A 16,319-nucleotide genomic window follows, 5' to 3' on the forward strand; every position below is an offset into this window, starting at 1 on the left:
CTAGTGGTCAGCGTCTAGCGCCGGCCTTTTCTATTAAGTTAACGACAACCGTTTTTCTAACCCGGTCTGGGCCACCGTCATGAGCCAACAGAAGAACCAGTAAATAACGGCCATGGTGATGTAAATTGTCATGTAATCCAGATTGGCACCAGCAATGATTTTAGCCTGCATGAACATCTCAGAGACCGTGATCATAGCGGCTAGTGACGTGCTTTTGAATAGGTCCAATAAGATGTTGCCGAGTGGTGGAATTGAGATACGAAAGGCCTGCGGGAAAATGACCTTGCTGACCACTTTTCGATAGGGTAATCCAACCGAGTAGGCGGCCTCCCATTGGCCACTATCAACTGCGGCGAATGCGGATCGGAAAATCTCAGAAATAAAGGCGCTGCAAATCACCGTAAACGACATGACAGCTGCTGGCAGAGCATCAGCCCCGAAGCCGAAGTAGATGATGAACAGGACGACTAACATTGGGACCCCGCGCATGAAGGAAATGTAAACCCGTGCCGGATAATGAAGCCACGCCCGCTTGCTCAGTTGTGCGAGCGTTAGGAAAAAGCCGATAATAGTCGCTGCAATGAAACTGATGACAGTCAGCAACAACGACATCGGAAAGCCCGTCAAAATTTGGGGAATCGAGCGAACGGCTAACGGTGCATCGAAGAATCCTGGGATGGACAAAAAATGCAGAAAGCTCACGTCATCACCCGCTAATTTTTGACGTCAAAAGTTCTTGAGATATGAACGCTCGGCTTTTTTGTGACGTCCGCCTGATAGAACTTTTCGGAAATTTTCTTTAGCGTGCCGTCCTTTTTCAGTTCAGCGAGAGCGTTGTTCACTTGTTTTTGGAGTTTTGTGTTGCCCTTTTTCATGACGATGCCGACGCCTTTGCCGTCTTCGTTGGTGTTAAAGTACATGTTGCTCAGTATCTTCAACCCATTGTTTGGAACGGCAGCTAACGCCAATTTTTGTAAGTAGTAGTCGTTCATAATCAGGTCGGTCTTGCCGGTTTTAACGTCCTTCAGGTACACATCGTTAGATACGTTATCATAGTTAACCAACTTAGCACCGAGTTGTTTTGCAAGCCGTTGATAACCGGTTCCGGCTTCGCCAGCAGCCTTCTTTCCCTTGATATCGGCCCACGAATGGATGCCGGAATCATCCGACTTACGGACAACCATGCTGTTGAACGAATGCTTGTACGGTGTCGACAGACTAAATTGTTTTTCCCGTTGGGGTGACACACTAAAATCATTAGCGGCCATGTCAGCCTTACCCGTTTTGACGGCGGTTAATTGCCCGTCAACATTGAGTTCCTTAAACGTGACTTTGCGGTCCAACTTTTTGGCGACCGCCTTGACAATTTCCACGTCGAATCCGGTTAACTTCTGATTTTTATCGTCGTGGTAGCTTGTCGGGTAAAGTGTCCCCGACGTGGCCACAACAAGTGGCTGCTTGGCCCCCTTAGAATCTGACGCGCTCTTGTTCCCGCAACCAACGAGAACGAGCGTGACAACAGCTAATAACCCAAATACCTTGAACCAACCTAAACTGCGCTTGCGCATAAGTAAATCCTCCTTACATAGAATAGCTTCATTGTAACTTTGTGAAAGCGCTTTATCAAGACTTGACAAAGTTTGCTCAATTCATTTTGTAACCAGCATAAAAAACGGTCACCCAAGCGTTAAACAAGGATGACCGTTTGTGATAAATAGGTGGACTTTAACTGAGAGATTGTGAATTAGAGTTGTTCAGTGGGGTGCAAAAATTTCAGTTGATGGTGGTCTTCGAATAATTGTCCAATCTGAAGTAACTGCGCCTCGTGACCCTTTCGAGCAGTAAACTCAATTCCGAGTGGTAGCCCGTTGTCGGCGACGTAGGTTGGCAAGCTAATAGCGGGTTGGCCCGTGAGGTTGGCTTGTTGGGTAAACGGCGACAGGGTTAAGCTGCGCTCGAAAAATTCCCAGATGAGATCAAGCCGTTCCTGCTTGTTTAGGTCCGTCACGTGGGCCATTTTCGCCATTGTTTCTGGCGTGATGAGCTCCTGGTCAACGGTTGGTGCTGTAAAAGCCGTTGTCGGTGATAAGAATAGGTCATAGTTGTCATAGAATTGGTCGGCTTGATAGCTAGCGGCATCCCAGACGGCTAACGAGCGGCTTGAATCGGCTGCGGTAACGAGCCGCCCCGCTTGGTAAATGGTCCAAGTCGTCAGCTGCATATCATCCTTGGTGACCGCTCGACCGAGGGCCTGCTCAAGGTCGGCAAACATGGCCGCCGTTTCCCCACCGTTCATTAGGTAGTACGCCTTCATCAAAGCCGTCCCGTCCGTCTTTGGCGCTGCTTCAGTCACCTGAAAGCCCTGAGCTTCCAAAAAAACGACCGCAGCCATGACGGCGTTAACGGCATCATCAGAAACCGGGGTGCCAACCGGCGAAGCGGTGGTGTAGCCAATTTTGAGTGGTTTGGTGATGGGCCGGTGCAGCTCGGTAGAAAAGCTGGTCGGATTCAGTGGTGTTTGGAACGGTGCCGCCGGTTGAACCGTCTGGAGCGCATCTAACAAAGTGGCGGTGTCCCGCATTGACCGAGTCAGTGCGAAGTTGATGGACGCCCCTTGCCAGCCACGCCACGCAGTCGGGCCGACTGGCACGCGTCCCCGGGTTGGCTTGAGGCCGATTAACCCTGAAAATGACGCTGGGATTCGGATGGAACCACCGCCGTCATTCCCCGCTGCTAGTGGGACTAAATCAGCAGCCACAGCACTTGCGGCGCCACCAGAAGAGCCACCAGGGGAATAGTCCCGGTTCCAGGCATTTCGGGTCGGGCCGTACAAGTCCGGGTCGGTGATGTTTTTAAACCCAAACTCTGGGGCGTTAGTTTGGCCCACAATCAAGAATCCGGCCCGTTGTAAAGCGGCGACGAAGTTATCAGTCTGGGTAGCCACCGCGTCTTTTAACAATGGCGAACCCGCAGTATCGGGCTCGCCAGCAAGGGCTTGCCCCAGAATCTTTAACAGTAGTGGGACTCCGGCAAAGGGGCCGTTTGTGAGTGGTTGTAGCGCCTCAGCGAACACTTTGGCGTCCCGTCGGTGGACGACTGCGTTAAGCGCCGGATTTTGGGCATCGATTTTTTTGATCGTTGCCGCAATCAATTCGGTTGGTGAGGCCTGCTTTTCTTGAACCAGTTTTGCTAGCGACGTTGCATCATAAGCCATTGTCTGATCACCTTCTGGTTAATTTACGTTCAGCTTAAAAGACATTGGCGGGAAATGCAATTGAAACGTGACGACCGGGGCAAGTTGAGGATGATGAGATGGCGTCAAACGGCGGGCGCCTCTTGGTGGTAATGGAAAAAAGCCGGCGATGAATTTTGCTGCTCCGACCCTCTTTTTACGATGCAAGGTGATGACTCTGGACCCGAAATCCGGAGAGGATAAGTTAGGACGTGCCAATTTGGATCCAATCATTCGGATGTAAATATGGAGAAACGACCATTTATGTGACGTTGCGCACTTACTTGATCGGCTCTATGTGACCGGGTATCTCGGGAAATGGAAAAGAAAACTCGTAACGTAATGATCAATAATGCCAATCTATGGTCTATAATGTGAACATCAAATGTAAAGGAGTCGGATTATGGAAAACAAAACGGCGTACTTTATTGGCGAATTTGGTGAACAGACTGGACTAACCATTGATACATTACGGTATTACGAAAAAGAAGGATTACTTGAGCCACAACGTGACAAAAATGGCAGGCGTCAATACACGGAAACTGATCGTCGCTGGTGTGAATTTATCAAGCGAATTAAGGCAACAGGGATGCCGCTGCGCACCATCAAACAGTATTCCGAGCTTCGACATCGAGGAAACGAAACCATTGATGAGCGGGTAGAGCTGTTAAAAATGCAGCGGCAACTGTTAGAGACGCAACGTGCCGAAATTGATTCACATCTCGCTTTCCTTGATGACAAGGTGGCAACATACGCAGAGATGAAACAGAATCTGAATTGTGGCAATAAAAACGCTTGACCTGGAGTTAGCTCCAGCAATTAAAATTCAACTATCCTATGAGAAGGAAGTTGATCTTATGTCTGAACATACAAGGCTACAAATTGGTAAAGCGGCACTTGCACAAGTTGATGGCAGCGCGGCAGATAGTGTGATGCACTCACTTGAGACGATTGCACCGGATGTTGGCAAATATATTTTAGAATTCGCGTTCGGTGATATCTACACACGCCCGGTGCTAGATTTGAAACATCGCGAGATGATCACAATTACATCACTATTGATTCAAGGCGACACGGCACCTCAGCTTGACGTTCACATTAATGGTGCGCTAAATGTTGGTCTGACACAGGAAGAAATCATCGAGACGTTCATTCAATGTATCCCCTACATTGGGTTTCCAAAAGTTTTGAATGCCATAAGTACCGCCAAATCGGTATTTGTAAATCGCACAGCTTAAAACAAAGTTTCCTGTCAAACTGGCCAGCGTATGTGTGGCCAGCCGGACAGGAAACTTTTTGATATTCTGACGGTAAACCCCATGGCAGCTAGTCTCGTTGTAGTAATTGAGTCGTGGGAACATTGATAAAGCGCATCATCAATGTAGCTGCACTAGCCGCCGACATGTCGGGGTGTTCGTTGAGCCAAATCAGCATGAAGTTAAGAATCGAACTGGCGACGTGTCGAACGGCTAATTGCGGTTTGTGGGGTTGTATTTCAAGGTGTCGGCTACCTCGCCTTAGCGGTATTTGCACATCAATCGTATCTCTGGTTTGTTTTACCACTCATGATTGCAGGAATTGGCTTGTCGATTGGCGGGCCAGCTATGCAAAAAGCAGTTGTTGGCTTAGTACCGAGAACGGCCGTCGGATCAGCGTCGGGGTTATACAACCTATTCCGCTTACTCGGTGGTGCGGTCGGCGTTCCTGTTTCCGTCATGGCTTTCTACTGGCTTGGGGGGATGGCTAATCCGACACAATTGACGCATGGTTTCGTTGCAGCAATGGCAACTGCGGGGATTCTCTCGTTTTTGGGCGCGCTGCCGTTGTCAAGAATTAGTAACGAATAGTATGCCAATGAAGATGGATAGAAATATACAAAAAGGCCGCCAACCAGTGACGACCAACCAAGTATAATCGCGTGTTAATTCAGTACCGCTTCATTCAAATACAACCGATTTAAACCGTTCTAATTGCAGCAAGATTGCCGCTAAACCAACAACCTAACGTTAGTCGAACCGTCAGATTACAATTCGCGGCTCTTGCGTTGAACCATTATCGGGCATCCGTACGGGACTATCATACAAAATTTCCGGCTGTGCCGAGTTGCTGGTTGAACCGTCTGGAGAGTGTCTAACAAGGTGGTCATGTCCCACATTGACCGACTCAGTGCGAAGTTGATGCCGCCCCGCTGGCACGCGTCCCCGAGTTGGCTTGGGGACGATTAACCCTACAAATGACGCTGGGATTCGGTGAGCCACCAGGGGAATAGTCCAGTTTCAAGGATTCCAGGTGGAGCCATCCAAATCCAGGTCGGTGATGTTTTTAAACCCAAATTCCGGGGCATTTGTTTGGCCCACAACTAAGAATCTTGTCCGTTGTAAAGCAGCAGCTAGAAGGTTAGTCCTATTGAAGGTTCAGTATATCGAACGGGCTGAGATACCTGGTAACTTGAATAATATCAGCAAGCTCATCCGGCTGTTGCGGTGTTGGTTCGGCTAACCATATCTTAAGAATATCGAATATTTGACTTACAATAAGCTCTTTGGCAAAAGCAGCGGGTAATTTGGGTGTCATATCAGCGTTTCCTTTTAAGTGAACCAGTGCCTGTTCAATGGCGACAGTAACGATTTTCTTAGCACGTGGTTCGAATGACGGATCACCGTTAGGGCCCATTAAAGCCCGGATGAGGGCAAAATTCTGGTACACGTAGTTGACGCACTTTTGAATAATTGGAGCTGTTACGGCCATTTTTTTATCCAAATTAATGGTCATCGAATCTTCTAACCGATGTTCCATCAGAGCGGCGAAATCATCTAACAGCTTCTTTTCTAACTTTTCGGTTAAATCATATTTATCAAGATAATGGCTATAAAAAGTACTTCGGTTGATTTGCGCACGCTTTATGAGCGTGGTGACAGTTAACCGATTGAGTCCATGGTCGTTAATTGAATCAATGAACGCCTTCTTAATTCTAATTTCGGTTTCTAGGGCCAGTGCTTTCATATTTAGATCTCCTAATAATTCGGTTATTTGTAGTGTACCGTACTCATATTAAAAGCCCAACAAATTGCAAAAAAATGATGGTTCACGACTGATCAGTGGCATGCTAAAATAACCCCCAATAAGGTACCGAGAGGCGGCTGATGTGGGCCGTTGCATCAACACAATCGGATAATATTGTTTGTTTTAAAGCAGTAGGAGGGTTTTAAATGGGATACATTGAGGTCAAACATTGTTCTAAAATATATGGTTCGGGTGAAACGGAAGTTCGAGCCAACGATGATATTAATTTTGACATTAAACAAGGTGAATTAACAATTATTGTGGGGGCGTCTGGAGCTGGTAAATCCACGCTGCTGAATATTTTAGGTGGCATGGATACACCAACAAAGGGTGAAATCGTGGTCAATGGTAAAAATATTGCGGTCTATAACAATCGTCAGCTAACGACTTATAGGCGGCATTCGGTTGGGTTTGTCTTTCAGTTTTACAACTTAGTTCCTAACTTAACGGCACTAGAAAATGTTGAACTAGCTTCGCAAATTGCGCCAACGGCATTAGATGCCCAGAAAACTTTGCAAGACGTTGGGTTGGGTAGTCGGGAGAGCAACTTTCCTGCTCAGTTATCAGGCGGTGAACAGCAACGGGTAGCAATAGCGCGGGCCGTTGCCAAAAATCCAGAATTACTCCTATGTGATGAGCCAACAGGAGCGCTGGATTATAAAACAGGTAAAAGTGTTTTAAAACTATTGGAAGACTTCTGTCATGATAATAATAAAAACGTCATCATTGTGACTCATAATGGCATGATCAAACCGATGGCTGATCACGTGATTGAGATTGGCGATGGGCGGGTCCGAGCCGATTACCAAAACGAGCAGCCGACACCTGTTGACCAAATAGAATGGTAGGTGAGGCAGAATGAAGTCAATATTAAATCACAATATCAACCGTGAATTTAAGTTTTCCATAGGTCGATTTATATCAATTATTATTTTGCTGGCGTTAGGAACATTCGTTCTCGTTGGATTAAAGGTTACGGGATTTGATATGCGCCAATCAGCCAACAACTATTATGCGCAACAGCATCTCGCCGATGCACAGGTGACAAGTAATACGGGTATTAGCCACGCTGATCAAGAAGCTATTCGAAATTTAGGCCATGTCAAAACAGTTGAATTTACGACATACAGGGATGCTGTGATCAAGGGGGGGCACGATGCAATTCGGCTTCAGGCCAAGACGAAAAAGTTATCAACAAATGCTGTCGTTAAGGGGCGACTTCCCGAGAAGAATAACGAAATTGCCCTTTCAAACTCTGAGAGACATCATTACAAGATTGGTGATACTTTTAAGGTTGTTGACAATAACGGTAAAAGTTCAGTAACTGGCCTCCAAAACACTCGTTTTACAGTGGTTGGATTTGTTAATTCTAGTGTGAATTTACAAAAAAACAAGCTGGGTTCAACTACTGCTGGGACGGGACAGATTGCAACGTTTGCCGTAGTGAACAAGGACGTTTTCTCATCAGCGACACCAACTTTAGCAGAGATTACGTATGATAACACGTCAGGACCCGCCTACTCAGAAAAGTTTGAGAGCCAAGTTCAAAAAAACGTTGATCAAGCACAGAGCAAACTGAATACAATGGCTAAGTCAGCAACAACCAAAACGCTTAATCGGTTAAATGTGCAAAGTCGCCAGATTAAAACTGCTCAGAGTCGGTTAACTTATCAAATGACTACTTTGAAGGGAGAGTTAGCTGAACTAAAAACTAGTAATGGTACTGGGCAGCAGCGCACTAAACTTAAGCAAACGCAAAGAAAGCTAGCAGCTGAACAGCAAAAATTAGCAACTGAGGCAACGACGATTTCAACTGCGAAGAGACAACTAACCTCTGGAAGTGGTGTCGTCTACCAAATTCAAAGTCGCAATGACTTTGTAGCGGGATATAACCAATTTGGAGAAGATGCAGATCGAATTGATTCACTATCTAATTCATTCCCAATTATTTTCTTTGCGGTGGCTATTTTGGTCACGTTGACCACAATGTCTCGGATGGCAGAACAAAAGAGAATTGAGCTTGGAACCTTGCGAGCACTTGGGTATACAAAATATGACGCAATGAAAGTCTTTTTGTTGTATGGCGTCTTAGCGGGGCTTATTGGCTCGATAATTGGCTCGATTTTTGGGACGTCGTTTTTACCAACCAAAATTTTTGAAGCATACGCCGCTAACGTTATTATTCCGAATTTTGAGACGTCGCCATCGACCTTATGGATTACGATATCAGTTGTTATTTCGATACTCGTAGCGACGTTACCAGCACTTGTTGTTGCTGCGCGTTCGTTACGGGAGGTCCCTGCTACATTGATGTTGCCCAAACCGCCGAAGAAGGGGACAAAGGTCTTATTGGAGCGGCTTCCCTTTATTTGGAATCACTTTTCATTTAATTACAAGGTAACCGTTCGAAATTTGGCGCGTTATAAGTCCCGAATGTTTATGACAATTATCGGTGTCTTAGGATGTACGGCCCTATTAGTGACTGGTTTTGGAATTCGTGATTCATTGACGGGGCTAGTTTCATCTCAATACCAAAATATTGTTCATTACGACCTCATTGGTGTCTATAATAGTCAAGCATCTAGTCAGTCAATTTCAGATTACAAAAAGGTGGTTGATCATCTGGATGGCGTTAAATCAAAAACGAACGTGTATTATGAATCAATGACGACCAGACCCAAGGGGACGGATACCAATCAATCTATTTCAATGATTGTGCCGCAAAACACAGCTCAGTTTGGAACTTACGTCACGTTACAGAACCCAACTACTAAAGCCAAATTAAGGCTGGGGAATAATGGTGCAATTGTAACTGAAAAATTAGCTAAATTAACAGGAGTCCACCAAGGCGATTATTTGACGATTGAGAATGTCACTGGGGATAAAACCAGAGTTAAGATTGCGGGGATTTCAAAAATGTACGCGGGTCACAATCTGTATATGAGTTCGACTTATTATCGAAAGGCATTTGGAGAGGCATATGCGACAAACGCTGTGATGTTGAGACTGAAAGATCGATCATCAAGTAATAGTGATCGGGTTTCAAGTCAACTAAACCAGCAAAAGGCGGCCCTGACAACAATTCAATCCGATGACGTTAAAACCATGATTAATAATATTTTACACGGACTAAATAATTTAGTTCTAATTATTACGATTGCTGCGTCAGCACTAGCCTTTGTCGTGCTGTTCACACTAACAAATATTAACGTGTCAGAACGGATTCGGGAGCTGTCAACCATCAAAGTTTTAGGATTCTACCCCTTTGAAGTGATTATGTATGTTTATCGAGAAACGCTGTTTCTGACGTTAATCGGCATTTTGACCGGATATGTGGGTGGCGCGTGGCTTCATCAATACATTATGCAGACATTACCGCCAGCAACGGCCATGGTGGATATGACGCTACGTTGGACTAATATTGGCATATCGGGCGGTCTAACATTGCTATTCTCTATTCTTGTCATGGCGATGATGGCGCGCAAAATTAGTCAGATTGATATGCTAGAGGCTTTGAAATCGGTTGATTAATCGTAAACTTAAAAATTGTAGGAAAAGGACGTTGGTGTCAGAAGACACTGGCGTCTTTTTTTGAGTAATTGGGAACAGTGAAGTTTGTCATGGTTGCAGGAGAATAGGGAACAATTCAAGGTAATGACCTGCCTGATGCGTGCCAAGCACTGCCATGGGTGACGCTGAAATAATCGGCTTTGATATTTTTTACGGGGCTATCATACAAAATTCCATGGCTGTACCGAGTTTATCTGACTTTGCTTTTTTGGTCCATCATAGCGTTACAATAACTTTGTAATATCATGAGCAATTACGGGGTGACTATGATGTTGGATAGTAAAATTAGTAGGGGGCTTGTGCTATTGGCTGCGTTGTTTGCATCCGGTAGTGCGAGTGTTATGGGAAACCGAGTGTCAGCGCAGGCAAAGACAAAAACGACGGTTGTGGCGTTAGTCGATCACACGACTAACATGGTCGTGAAAACGAAGACTGGGACAATCACCAAGCAGGCCTTCTTGGCGCACCCAATGGTTGATGGGCTACCGCAGTTTAGCCAAACGGTAACGGTACCAGCCAACACTATGTTGACCGTGACCCAGTCGTCGCCAAGTAGCATGCAGTTCAAATTACCTCATAGTGATCAGGTTCTGGTTGCCGAGCGACCAGCGGACGTCACCTATCAAAGTACGGGTCATCCGCTAGGGAAGGCGGCGGTCAACCAGTTAGCACGTGACGGCCGCCGTTGGGCCAAAGAATTGACGTTTGACCAACGTCAGGCCGTGACGGACTATACGTCTGAAGGCTATGAGGATATGAATACGGCGCTTCGAAACCCAAGAACGCGGGCGGATGTTGCGACCATGAACATGGTTCAAGACCTACAGGACAGCCTGTACAAGTTCAGGTTGCGGCACCCGATAACGGTGTATCGCGGGACGACCTGGGGCGGATTGAAGCACGCACTTTCCAATCAAAAAGTCAGTGTGGGTGCGACTTATCAGGACCCAGCTTTTTCATCGACGAGCGTGTCACCAGGGATTGCCCATTTCTTTGCGGGTAAGGTATTGTTGAGAATCAACGTGCCAGCCGGCTACCATGGGGCCTATATTGATTCGATTTCAGATAATCAAGGGGAAAAAGAATTCTTGATGGACGCGGGCACCCCGATGGTTGTGACGAAGCTTCAGAAGGTCAGGGCCCGAACGACACAGTGGTTCGGCGTCTTGCACAACCACCATCTTAAGCACCAAAAACGTCAGATAACCCGGCTGTTTTGGCTGGTCACCTTGGCGTTAAAGCAGTAGCGTATCCAATAAAAGCACTGACGATTGCCAGTGCTTTTATTGGATAGGCTTACTAGTCAAATTTCGCAATTCCTGCCGCCTTAGCCTGCTTAGCGAGTTCGTCCGTTAGGGTGTTCAGCACGCCTATCGGGACTTGAGCCAGCGGACTAAACATGTTGGGCCGCTCGGGGTTGGGCACCTCGGCCGTTTTTTTGCGGTCCGGAACCAGCGCTTCTAGGGCCGCTTGATCCAGGTGGAGCGCCCGAGCGTAATAGATCACTTCTTGGTAGGAGACGTTTTTAAAGTAGAAATAGTAGGCGATACCGGCGCCAAAAACCACCCAAAAAATTGTCCATGACAGCCCAATTTTAGCGGGGTCTAGAAATTTGAATACGATGGCTAAGACAATGAAGGCCACGTAGGCCAAGATTGAAATTAACTGCCATTTGCGATGCTGCGTCATGTCATCAGTCCTTTTTGTTGTTAAACCTAGTTTACCGATTTGGCGGCGAAAAGCAACCGTGACAGTTGACGATGATTACCGCAAATGATACGATAAACCCACAAATTGATGGTCAACCGAAGTAGAACGTTATCTGGGTGTCAGGAAGTCGGTGGGTGCTGCGAACCGATCAGGGTAATGCTTTCGAACTACTGACCATCACCGATCGGACAACGACTAGAACCGATATCATCTAGTGAGCGAAGGCCCTAAATAGGTCTTAAGCTGGGTGGTACCGCGGTTTTACGTCTAATCGTCCCTGTTGCACATGAGTGTAGCAGGGACGATTTTTTGTTAGGGGAGCGATTTGAAATGAAAAAAGGACCGATTCAACACGTTAAGTTCAGTGAGTCAATCCTGGTATTGGGTCTCATGTTAGTGATTATGGGGGTTGGGGTCATCGGGTATGGGGTGAGTCCCCAAATTCCCGTCTTATTGGTAATTGCGGGCGTTATTTTGTGGGCAAAATGCCGCCGGTTTAGCTGGGATGATATTCACGCCGGCATTACCGAAGGGGTCACGACCGGAATTGTGCCACTCTTCATCTTCATCTTGATTGGGGTCCTCATTAGTGTCTGGATAGCGGCCGGCATTATTCCGTCACTGATGATGGCCGGATTCAAGCTATTAAGCGTTCGCTGGTTTGTGCCGTCTGTTTTTCTGGTCTGTGCGCTAATCGGGACTTCGATTGGGAGTGCGTTTACCACCATTTCCACTGTTGGGATTGCGCTCTTTGGGATGGGAACCACGTTAAACCTCAACCCAGCCTTAGTAGCGGGTGCTGTTATCTCGGGCGCCATTTTTGGTGATAAAATGTCACCACTGTCGGATTCAACCAACTTGGCTTCAGCCATTGCGGGGGCTGATTTGTTCAAACACATTCGAAACCTGATGTGGTCATCGGTGCCGGCGTTCGTGCTTTCGCTCATTTTGTACACTATCTTGGGCCAAGATAACGCGAATGGGTCGCTGGCCAAAGTTGGCGTTACGATGAACGTTTTACAGGCCCACTTTACGATTAGCTGGTGGGCAGCAGTGCCGATTGTCGTGATGTTTGCTTGCGCTATTTTCAAAATTCCAGCGATAGCGACCCTGCTACTCAACATTGCGATTGCCGTTGTGATGATTTTTATTCAGGCCCCAACAACGAAGATTCCCGATCTAGTGGCAATGATGGAGTCGGGTTTTGTGTCGCACACCGGCAATCAATCGGTCGATGCACTGTTAAGTCGGGGTGGGATCAGTTCCATGATGGGAACGGTCTCGCTGATTATTTTAACGTTGGCACTGGGTGGCCTCTTGATGAAGTTTAACCTCATCGAAATTGCGATGGCACCTTTGATTAAGCACTTGCATCGCAACGGGGCGTTAGTAACAGCTGGCGTCCTAGCGGGAATCTCGGTGAACTTATTTGTTGGTGAGCAGTACCTCTCAACCATTTTGCCCGGCAAAGCCTTTAAGCAACCGTTCAATGATCATGGGTTAGACAACCTTGCGCTAAGCCGGGTGCTTGAAGATGGCGGGACCGTCATTAACTACCTGATTCCGTGGGGCGTTGCGGGGTCCTTCGCGGCGTCGACACTGGGGGTTCCCACGTTGACCTTTTTGCCGTTTTGTTTCTTCAGTTTACTGTCGCCGGTATTTTCTATCCTCAGCGGGTACACTGGTATTGGGTTAAAAAAGCTAACGCCAGCGCCTAGTGCGTCAGTGCAGCAATAGCGTCGAGTAACGTGGCGTCTTTGATGCGGTTGACGTTTCGACGGTGGGTTTTGAAGCCTGCTCGGATGATTGGGTAGTCGGCAATCGCAAAGTCCTGTATCGTTGCCGGATCCACGGGGACTACAGACCGAAACTCGTTGGAGTCTTGAAAGGCTGGCGTCTCTGAGAAATAGTACGGGGCGCTGACGGTGACTAGCCGGAAGTGATTGCTGTCTGGCACCTTAGGCAACACTAAAACATCCCCAGGTTGATACGCTTTTAGAAGCTGTAACGTCAAAAAATGCCGGTGAATTTCATCGTCAGTCAGATCCCACTTGAGTTGCTGGTGCCATGCGTCATGAAACTGATCATAATCGTCAAGGGTCATCCCAGGATAGCTGAACCCTTGAACGAGTTTCCCGGTGGCCATCAGGTCAATGATCGCCTGCCGGTGAGGGCCTGTATTTAAGCGTTGAATGTAAAAAGTTGTCATAATAAAGACCTCTCAAGGTAAATTTTGAGTTAATCGTAACGCAAAATTTAACCTGGGAGGTTTTTAAATACTTGTGATTTTTAGTAACTATCACCATTCATGACCGAGTTTTTAACGATCACGTAGTCAACATATTTGATATCGGCGAGCTTGCGACCGCCAGCGTAGGAGATGGAAGACTGGAGGTCTTCGTGGATTTCCATTAGCGTGTCACTGATTTCACCACGGTAAGGCACCAACATCTGTTTACCTTCGACATTGCGGTAAGCGCCTTTTTGCTTCTCAGAGGCGGAGCCCCAATATTGTTTGTATACCTTGCCGTCAATCGTAATCTTATTGCCCGGTGACTGTTCGTGACCGGCCAAGAGTGATCCAACCATGACCATTGTGGCGCCAAAACGGACGGATTTAGCAATGTCACCGTTATAACGAATCCCGCCGTCCGCAATGATTGGTTTTTGAGCGGCTTTGGCGCAGAGGCGAAGAGCGGCGAGTTGCCAGCCACCCGTACCAAAACCGGTTTTTAGCTTAGTAATGCAAGCCTTACCGGGGCCGATGCCAACCTTGGTAGCGTCGGCACCAGCGTTTTCTAGCTCACGAACCGCTTCGGGTGTGCCGACGTTGCCCGCAATGACAAAGCTGTCTGGTAACGCTTCTTTTAAGTGCTTAATCATTCGAATGACAGAATCCGAGTGGCCGTGAGCAATGTCGATGGTCACGTATTCAGGCACGTCACCAGCGGCTGCAAGTTCGTCAACAAAGTCGTGTTCGTCACCTTTAACCCCAACACTGATTGAGGCGAACAAGCCTTGCGCGTGCATCTTTTGGATAAAGGCTTGCCGGGTTTCTGGGTGAAACCGGTGCATGACGTAAAAATAGTCGTTTTGAGCGAGCCAAACGGCCAGTTCATCGTTAATCACAGTCTCCATGTTAGCGGGTACCACGGGAATCTTAAAGGTCCTTGGGCCAAATTTTACGGTGGTGTCAGCTTCTGACCGGCTGTCGATAATACACTTGTTCGGCACTAATTGAATGTCTTCGTAATCAAAGACTTCTGCTGGAATCATCATGTGGTCGCTCCTTAAGCGTTGATAGTCGTTGCGTCAGTATCCTGCCAAGCGTCAATTAAAACGTTGGTTTGATCGCGGTCGGGACCGACCGAGAAGGTGGCAATGTCAACGCCGACTAATTCGGAGAGGCGGTTGACGTAATTTTGAGCGTTAATTGGCAGGTCTTCAAACTTCTTGATCCCGGTGATATCTTCGTCCCAGCCGGGCATCTCTTCGTAAACTGGCTTGCAAGCGTTAATCTCGGAAATGCTTGCAGGATAGTGGTAAATCGTTTCACCGTTCAATTCATAAGCGGTGGCGATTTTTAGGGTTTTCAACCCCGTTAATACGTCCAGTAAGTTCAAGGAAAGGTGGGTAAGTCCCGAAACGCGTTTGGCGTGTCGCATCACAACACTGTCGAACCAGCCGATCCGACGTGGCCGCTTCGTGACGGTGCCGTATTCATGGCCGGCTTCGCGGATGTAGTCGCCAGTTTCGTTATTGAGTTCTGTTGGGAATGGGCCGTCACCAACCCGTGATGTGTAGGCTTTGCAGACCCCAATCACTTCATTGATGCGGCTGGGACCAACCCCAGAACCGATAGTGACCCCACCAGCTACTGGATTCGAAGATGTAACAAACGGGTAGGTGCCGTGGTCGATGTCTAACATGACGCCCTGGGCCCCTTCGAATAACACGTGTTTGTGAGCATCTAACGCGTCGTTAATCACTACGGAGGTATCGGTGACGTAGCGCTTCAACGTCTGACCATAGTTATAGTAGGCCTCAAAGATGTCATCGAACGCCAGTGGGGCGTGATCGTACATTTTTGAAATTAGCCGGTTTTTTTCGGCGAGGTTTTCGCGTAACTTTTCCTCAAAAACGGCCTTATCTAACAAATCAGCCATCCGAATGCCGATTCGTTCAGCTTTATCCATGTAGGCGGGACCAATTCCTTTGTTGGTGGTCCCAATCTTGTTTTCTTTAGCTTTTTCTTGTAATTGATCGATTAAAATATGGTAGGGCAAAATCACGTGTGCCCGGTTGGAAATCCGTAGGTTGTCGGTTGGCACGTTGCGTTCGTGCAGATAGTCGAGTTCTTCAACTAACGACTTCGGGTTCAAAACGACGCCGTTGCCAATGACACTGAGTTTGTCCGAATAAAAAATCCCGGATGGAATCAAGTGTAATTTGTAGGTTTCACCTTTAAAGACGATGGTGTGGCCGGCGTTGTCGCCGCCTTGATAGCGGGCAACAACGTCTGCATCATGACTAAGAAAATCGGTAATCTTACCCTTTCCTTCGTCTCCCCATTGACTTCCAACAACAACAATTGATGTCATGTAAACACCTCATCCAAATAAAATTGCCGAATCACGAACAACCCAGCAAGAATTAGTTTACCAAGTTCGGATATCAAATGCAAGAGAAAACCGAAAAAAAGTGCTGTGACTCAAAACAACGTTCGTGTTTACCTATAATAGCG

At 47.2% G+C, this 16,319-nt stretch carries 15 protein-coding genes and 1 pseudogene; 7 read left to right on the forward strand and 9 right to left on the reverse strand.

Annotated elements, in window-relative coordinates:
• Positions 1-33: 33 nt before the first annotated feature.
• From FC96_RS08805 to FC96_RS08815, 3 genes are all read right to left on the reverse strand, one after another.
• Positions 34-702, reverse strand: a complete 669-nt coding sequence (locus FC96_RS08805; RefSeq protein WP_082593512.1) for an amino acid ABC transporter permease — start codon at positions 700-702, stop codon at positions 34-36.
• 11 nt (positions 703-713) lie between these two features.
• A complete protein-coding gene (locus tag FC96_RS08810) occupies positions 714-1,568 on the reverse strand; it encodes a transporter substrate-binding domain-containing protein (RefSeq protein WP_056942727.1) in 855 nt (284 codons plus the stop codon).
• 176 nt (positions 1,569-1,744) lie between these two features.
• Entirely contained in the window at positions 1,745-3,214 is a 1,470-nt protein-coding gene (locus FC96_RS08815) for an amidase (protein ID WP_056942728.1), read from the reverse strand.
• A gap of 421 nt (positions 3,215-3,635) precedes the next feature.
• Here FC96_RS08815 and FC96_RS08820 point away from each other — a divergent pair, with 421 nt between their 5' ends.
• The 3 genes from FC96_RS08820 (at position 3,636) to FC96_RS12775 (ending at position 5,079) form a co-directional block, all read left to right on the forward strand.
• Complete coding sequence (locus tag FC96_RS08820; RefSeq protein WP_054661167.1) at positions 3,636-4,031, forward strand: MerR family transcriptional regulator; 396 nt, start codon at positions 3,636-3,638, stop codon at positions 4,029-4,031.
• Between the two features lie 58 nt (positions 4,032-4,089).
• Positions 4,090-4,470, forward strand: a complete 381-nt coding sequence (locus tag FC96_RS08825; RefSeq protein WP_055679606.1) for a carboxymuconolactone decarboxylase family protein — start codon at positions 4,090-4,092, stop codon at positions 4,468-4,470.
• Positions 4,471-4,704: 234 nt separating this feature from the next.
• Positions 4,705-5,079 (forward strand): MFS transporter, encoded by a 375-nt coding sequence (locus tag FC96_RS12775; protein WP_082593515.1) that lies wholly within the window; start codon positions 4,705-4,707, stop codon positions 5,077-5,079.
• A gap of 257 nt (positions 5,080-5,336) precedes the next feature.
• Here FC96_RS12775 and FC96_RS13175 read toward each other — a convergent pair.
• Positions 5,337-5,634: pseudogene (locus FC96_RS13175) on the reverse strand (amidase); the annotation flags it as partial.
• Position 5,635: 1 nt separating this feature from the next.
• On the reverse strand, positions 5,636-6,235 hold the full coding sequence (locus tag FC96_RS08835; RefSeq protein WP_056942730.1) for a TetR/AcrR family transcriptional regulator: 600 nt from the start codon (positions 6,233-6,235) through the stop codon (positions 5,636-5,638).
• Between the two features lie 206 nt (positions 6,236-6,441).
• Here FC96_RS08835 and FC96_RS08840 point away from each other — a divergent pair, with 206 nt between their 5' ends.
• From FC96_RS08840 to FC96_RS08850, 3 genes are all read left to right on the forward strand, one after another.
• Positions 6,442-7,143: an ABC transporter ATP-binding protein gene (locus FC96_RS08840; protein WP_054661171.1), complete on the forward strand. Its 702-nt coding sequence runs from the start codon at positions 6,442-6,444 to the stop codon at positions 7,141-7,143.
• 10 nt (positions 7,144-7,153) lie between these two features.
• Positions 7,154-9,826, forward strand: coding sequence for an FtsX-like permease family protein (locus tag FC96_RS08845; protein ID WP_056942731.1), 2,673 nt, complete (start codon positions 7,154-7,156; stop codon positions 9,824-9,826).
• Positions 9,827-10,170: 344 nt separating this feature from the next.
• Complete coding sequence (locus tag FC96_RS08850; protein ID WP_054661172.1) at positions 10,171-11,112, forward strand: ADP-ribosyltransferase; 942 nt, start codon at positions 10,171-10,173, stop codon at positions 11,110-11,112.
• 52 nt (positions 11,113-11,164) lie between these two features.
• On the opposite strand, the gene FC96_RS08855 is transcribed toward FC96_RS08850, so the two are convergent.
• Positions 11,165-11,554, reverse strand: a complete 390-nt coding sequence (locus FC96_RS08855; protein ID WP_056942732.1) for a hypothetical protein — start codon at positions 11,552-11,554, stop codon at positions 11,165-11,167.
• 351 nt (positions 11,555-11,905) lie between these two features.
• Here FC96_RS08855 and nhaC point away from each other — a divergent pair, with 351 nt between their 5' ends.
• Entirely contained in the window at positions 11,906-13,312 is a 1,407-nt protein-coding gene (gene nhaC / locus FC96_RS08860; protein WP_056942733.1) for a Na+/H+ antiporter NhaC, read from the forward strand.
• Here the strand turns inward: nhaC and FC96_RS08865 are convergent.
• From FC96_RS08865 to FC96_RS08875, 3 genes are all read right to left on the reverse strand, one after another.
• Entirely contained in the window at positions 13,290-13,784 is a 495-nt protein-coding gene (locus FC96_RS08865; protein WP_056942734.1) for a hypothetical protein, read from the reverse strand. The genes nhaC and FC96_RS08865 overlap by 23 nt on opposite strands.
• Before the next feature lie 80 nt (positions 13,785-13,864).
• Positions 13,865-14,851 (reverse strand): GMP reductase, encoded by a 987-nt coding sequence (locus FC96_RS08870; protein WP_056942746.1) that lies wholly within the window; start codon positions 14,849-14,851, stop codon positions 13,865-13,867.
• A gap of 14 nt (positions 14,852-14,865) precedes the next feature.
• Positions 14,866-16,176, reverse strand: a complete 1,311-nt coding sequence (locus FC96_RS08875; RefSeq protein ID WP_056942735.1) for an adenylosuccinate synthase — start codon at positions 16,174-16,176, stop codon at positions 14,866-14,868.
• Positions 16,177-16,319: the final 143 nt, after the last annotated feature.

It is taken from the genome of Secundilactobacillus kimchicus JCM 15530 (assembly GCF_001433995.1).
GTDB lineage: Bacteria > Bacillota > Bacilli > Lactobacillales > Lactobacillaceae > Secundilactobacillus > Secundilactobacillus kimchicus.

Excerpts from the sequence above, each read along its gene's own strand:
- FC96_RS08870 (WP_056942746.1), bottom strand. The coding sequence starts at position 14,851 with ATGATTCCAGCAGAAGTCTTTGATTACGAAGACATTCAATTAGTGCCG.
- FC96_RS08855 (WP_056942732.1), bottom strand. The coding sequence starts at position 11,554 with ATGACGCAGCATCGCAAATGGCAGTTAATTTCAATCTTGGCCTACGTG.
- FC96_RS08810 (WP_056942727.1), bottom strand. The coding sequence starts at position 1,568 with ATGCGCAAGCGCAGTTTAGGTTGGTTCAAGGTATTTGGGTTATTAGCT.
- FC96_RS08835 (WP_056942730.1), bottom strand. The coding sequence starts at position 6,235 with ATGAAAGCACTGGCCCTAGAAACCGAAATTAGAATTAAGAAGGCGTTC.
- nhaC (WP_056942733.1), top strand. The coding sequence starts at position 11,906 with ATGAAAAAAGGACCGATTCAACACGTTAAGTTCAGTGAGTCAATCCTG.
- FC96_RS08845 (WP_056942731.1), top strand. The coding sequence starts at position 7,154 with ATGAAGTCAATATTAAATCACAATATCAACCGTGAATTTAAGTTTTCC.
- FC96_RS08820 (WP_054661167.1), top strand. The coding sequence starts at position 3,636 with ATGGAAAACAAAACGGCGTACTTTATTGGCGAATTTGGTGAACAGACT.
- FC96_RS08840 (WP_054661171.1), top strand. The coding sequence starts at position 6,442 with ATGGGATACATTGAGGTCAAACATTGTTCTAAAATATATGGTTCGGGT.
- FC96_RS08865 (WP_056942734.1), bottom strand. The coding sequence starts at position 13,784 with ATGACAACTTTTTACATTCAACGCTTAAATACAGGCCCTCACCGGCAG.
- FC96_RS08875 (WP_056942735.1), bottom strand. The coding sequence starts at position 16,176 with ATGACATCAATTGTTGTTGTTGGAAGTCAATGGGGAGACGAAGGAAAG.
- FC96_RS08825 (WP_055679606.1), top strand. The coding sequence starts at position 4,090 with ATGTCTGAACATACAAGGCTACAAATTGGTAAAGCGGCACTTGCACAA.
- FC96_RS08815 (WP_056942728.1), bottom strand. The coding sequence starts at position 3,214 with ATGGCTTATGATGCAACGTCGCTAGCAAAACTGGTTCAAGAAAAGCAG.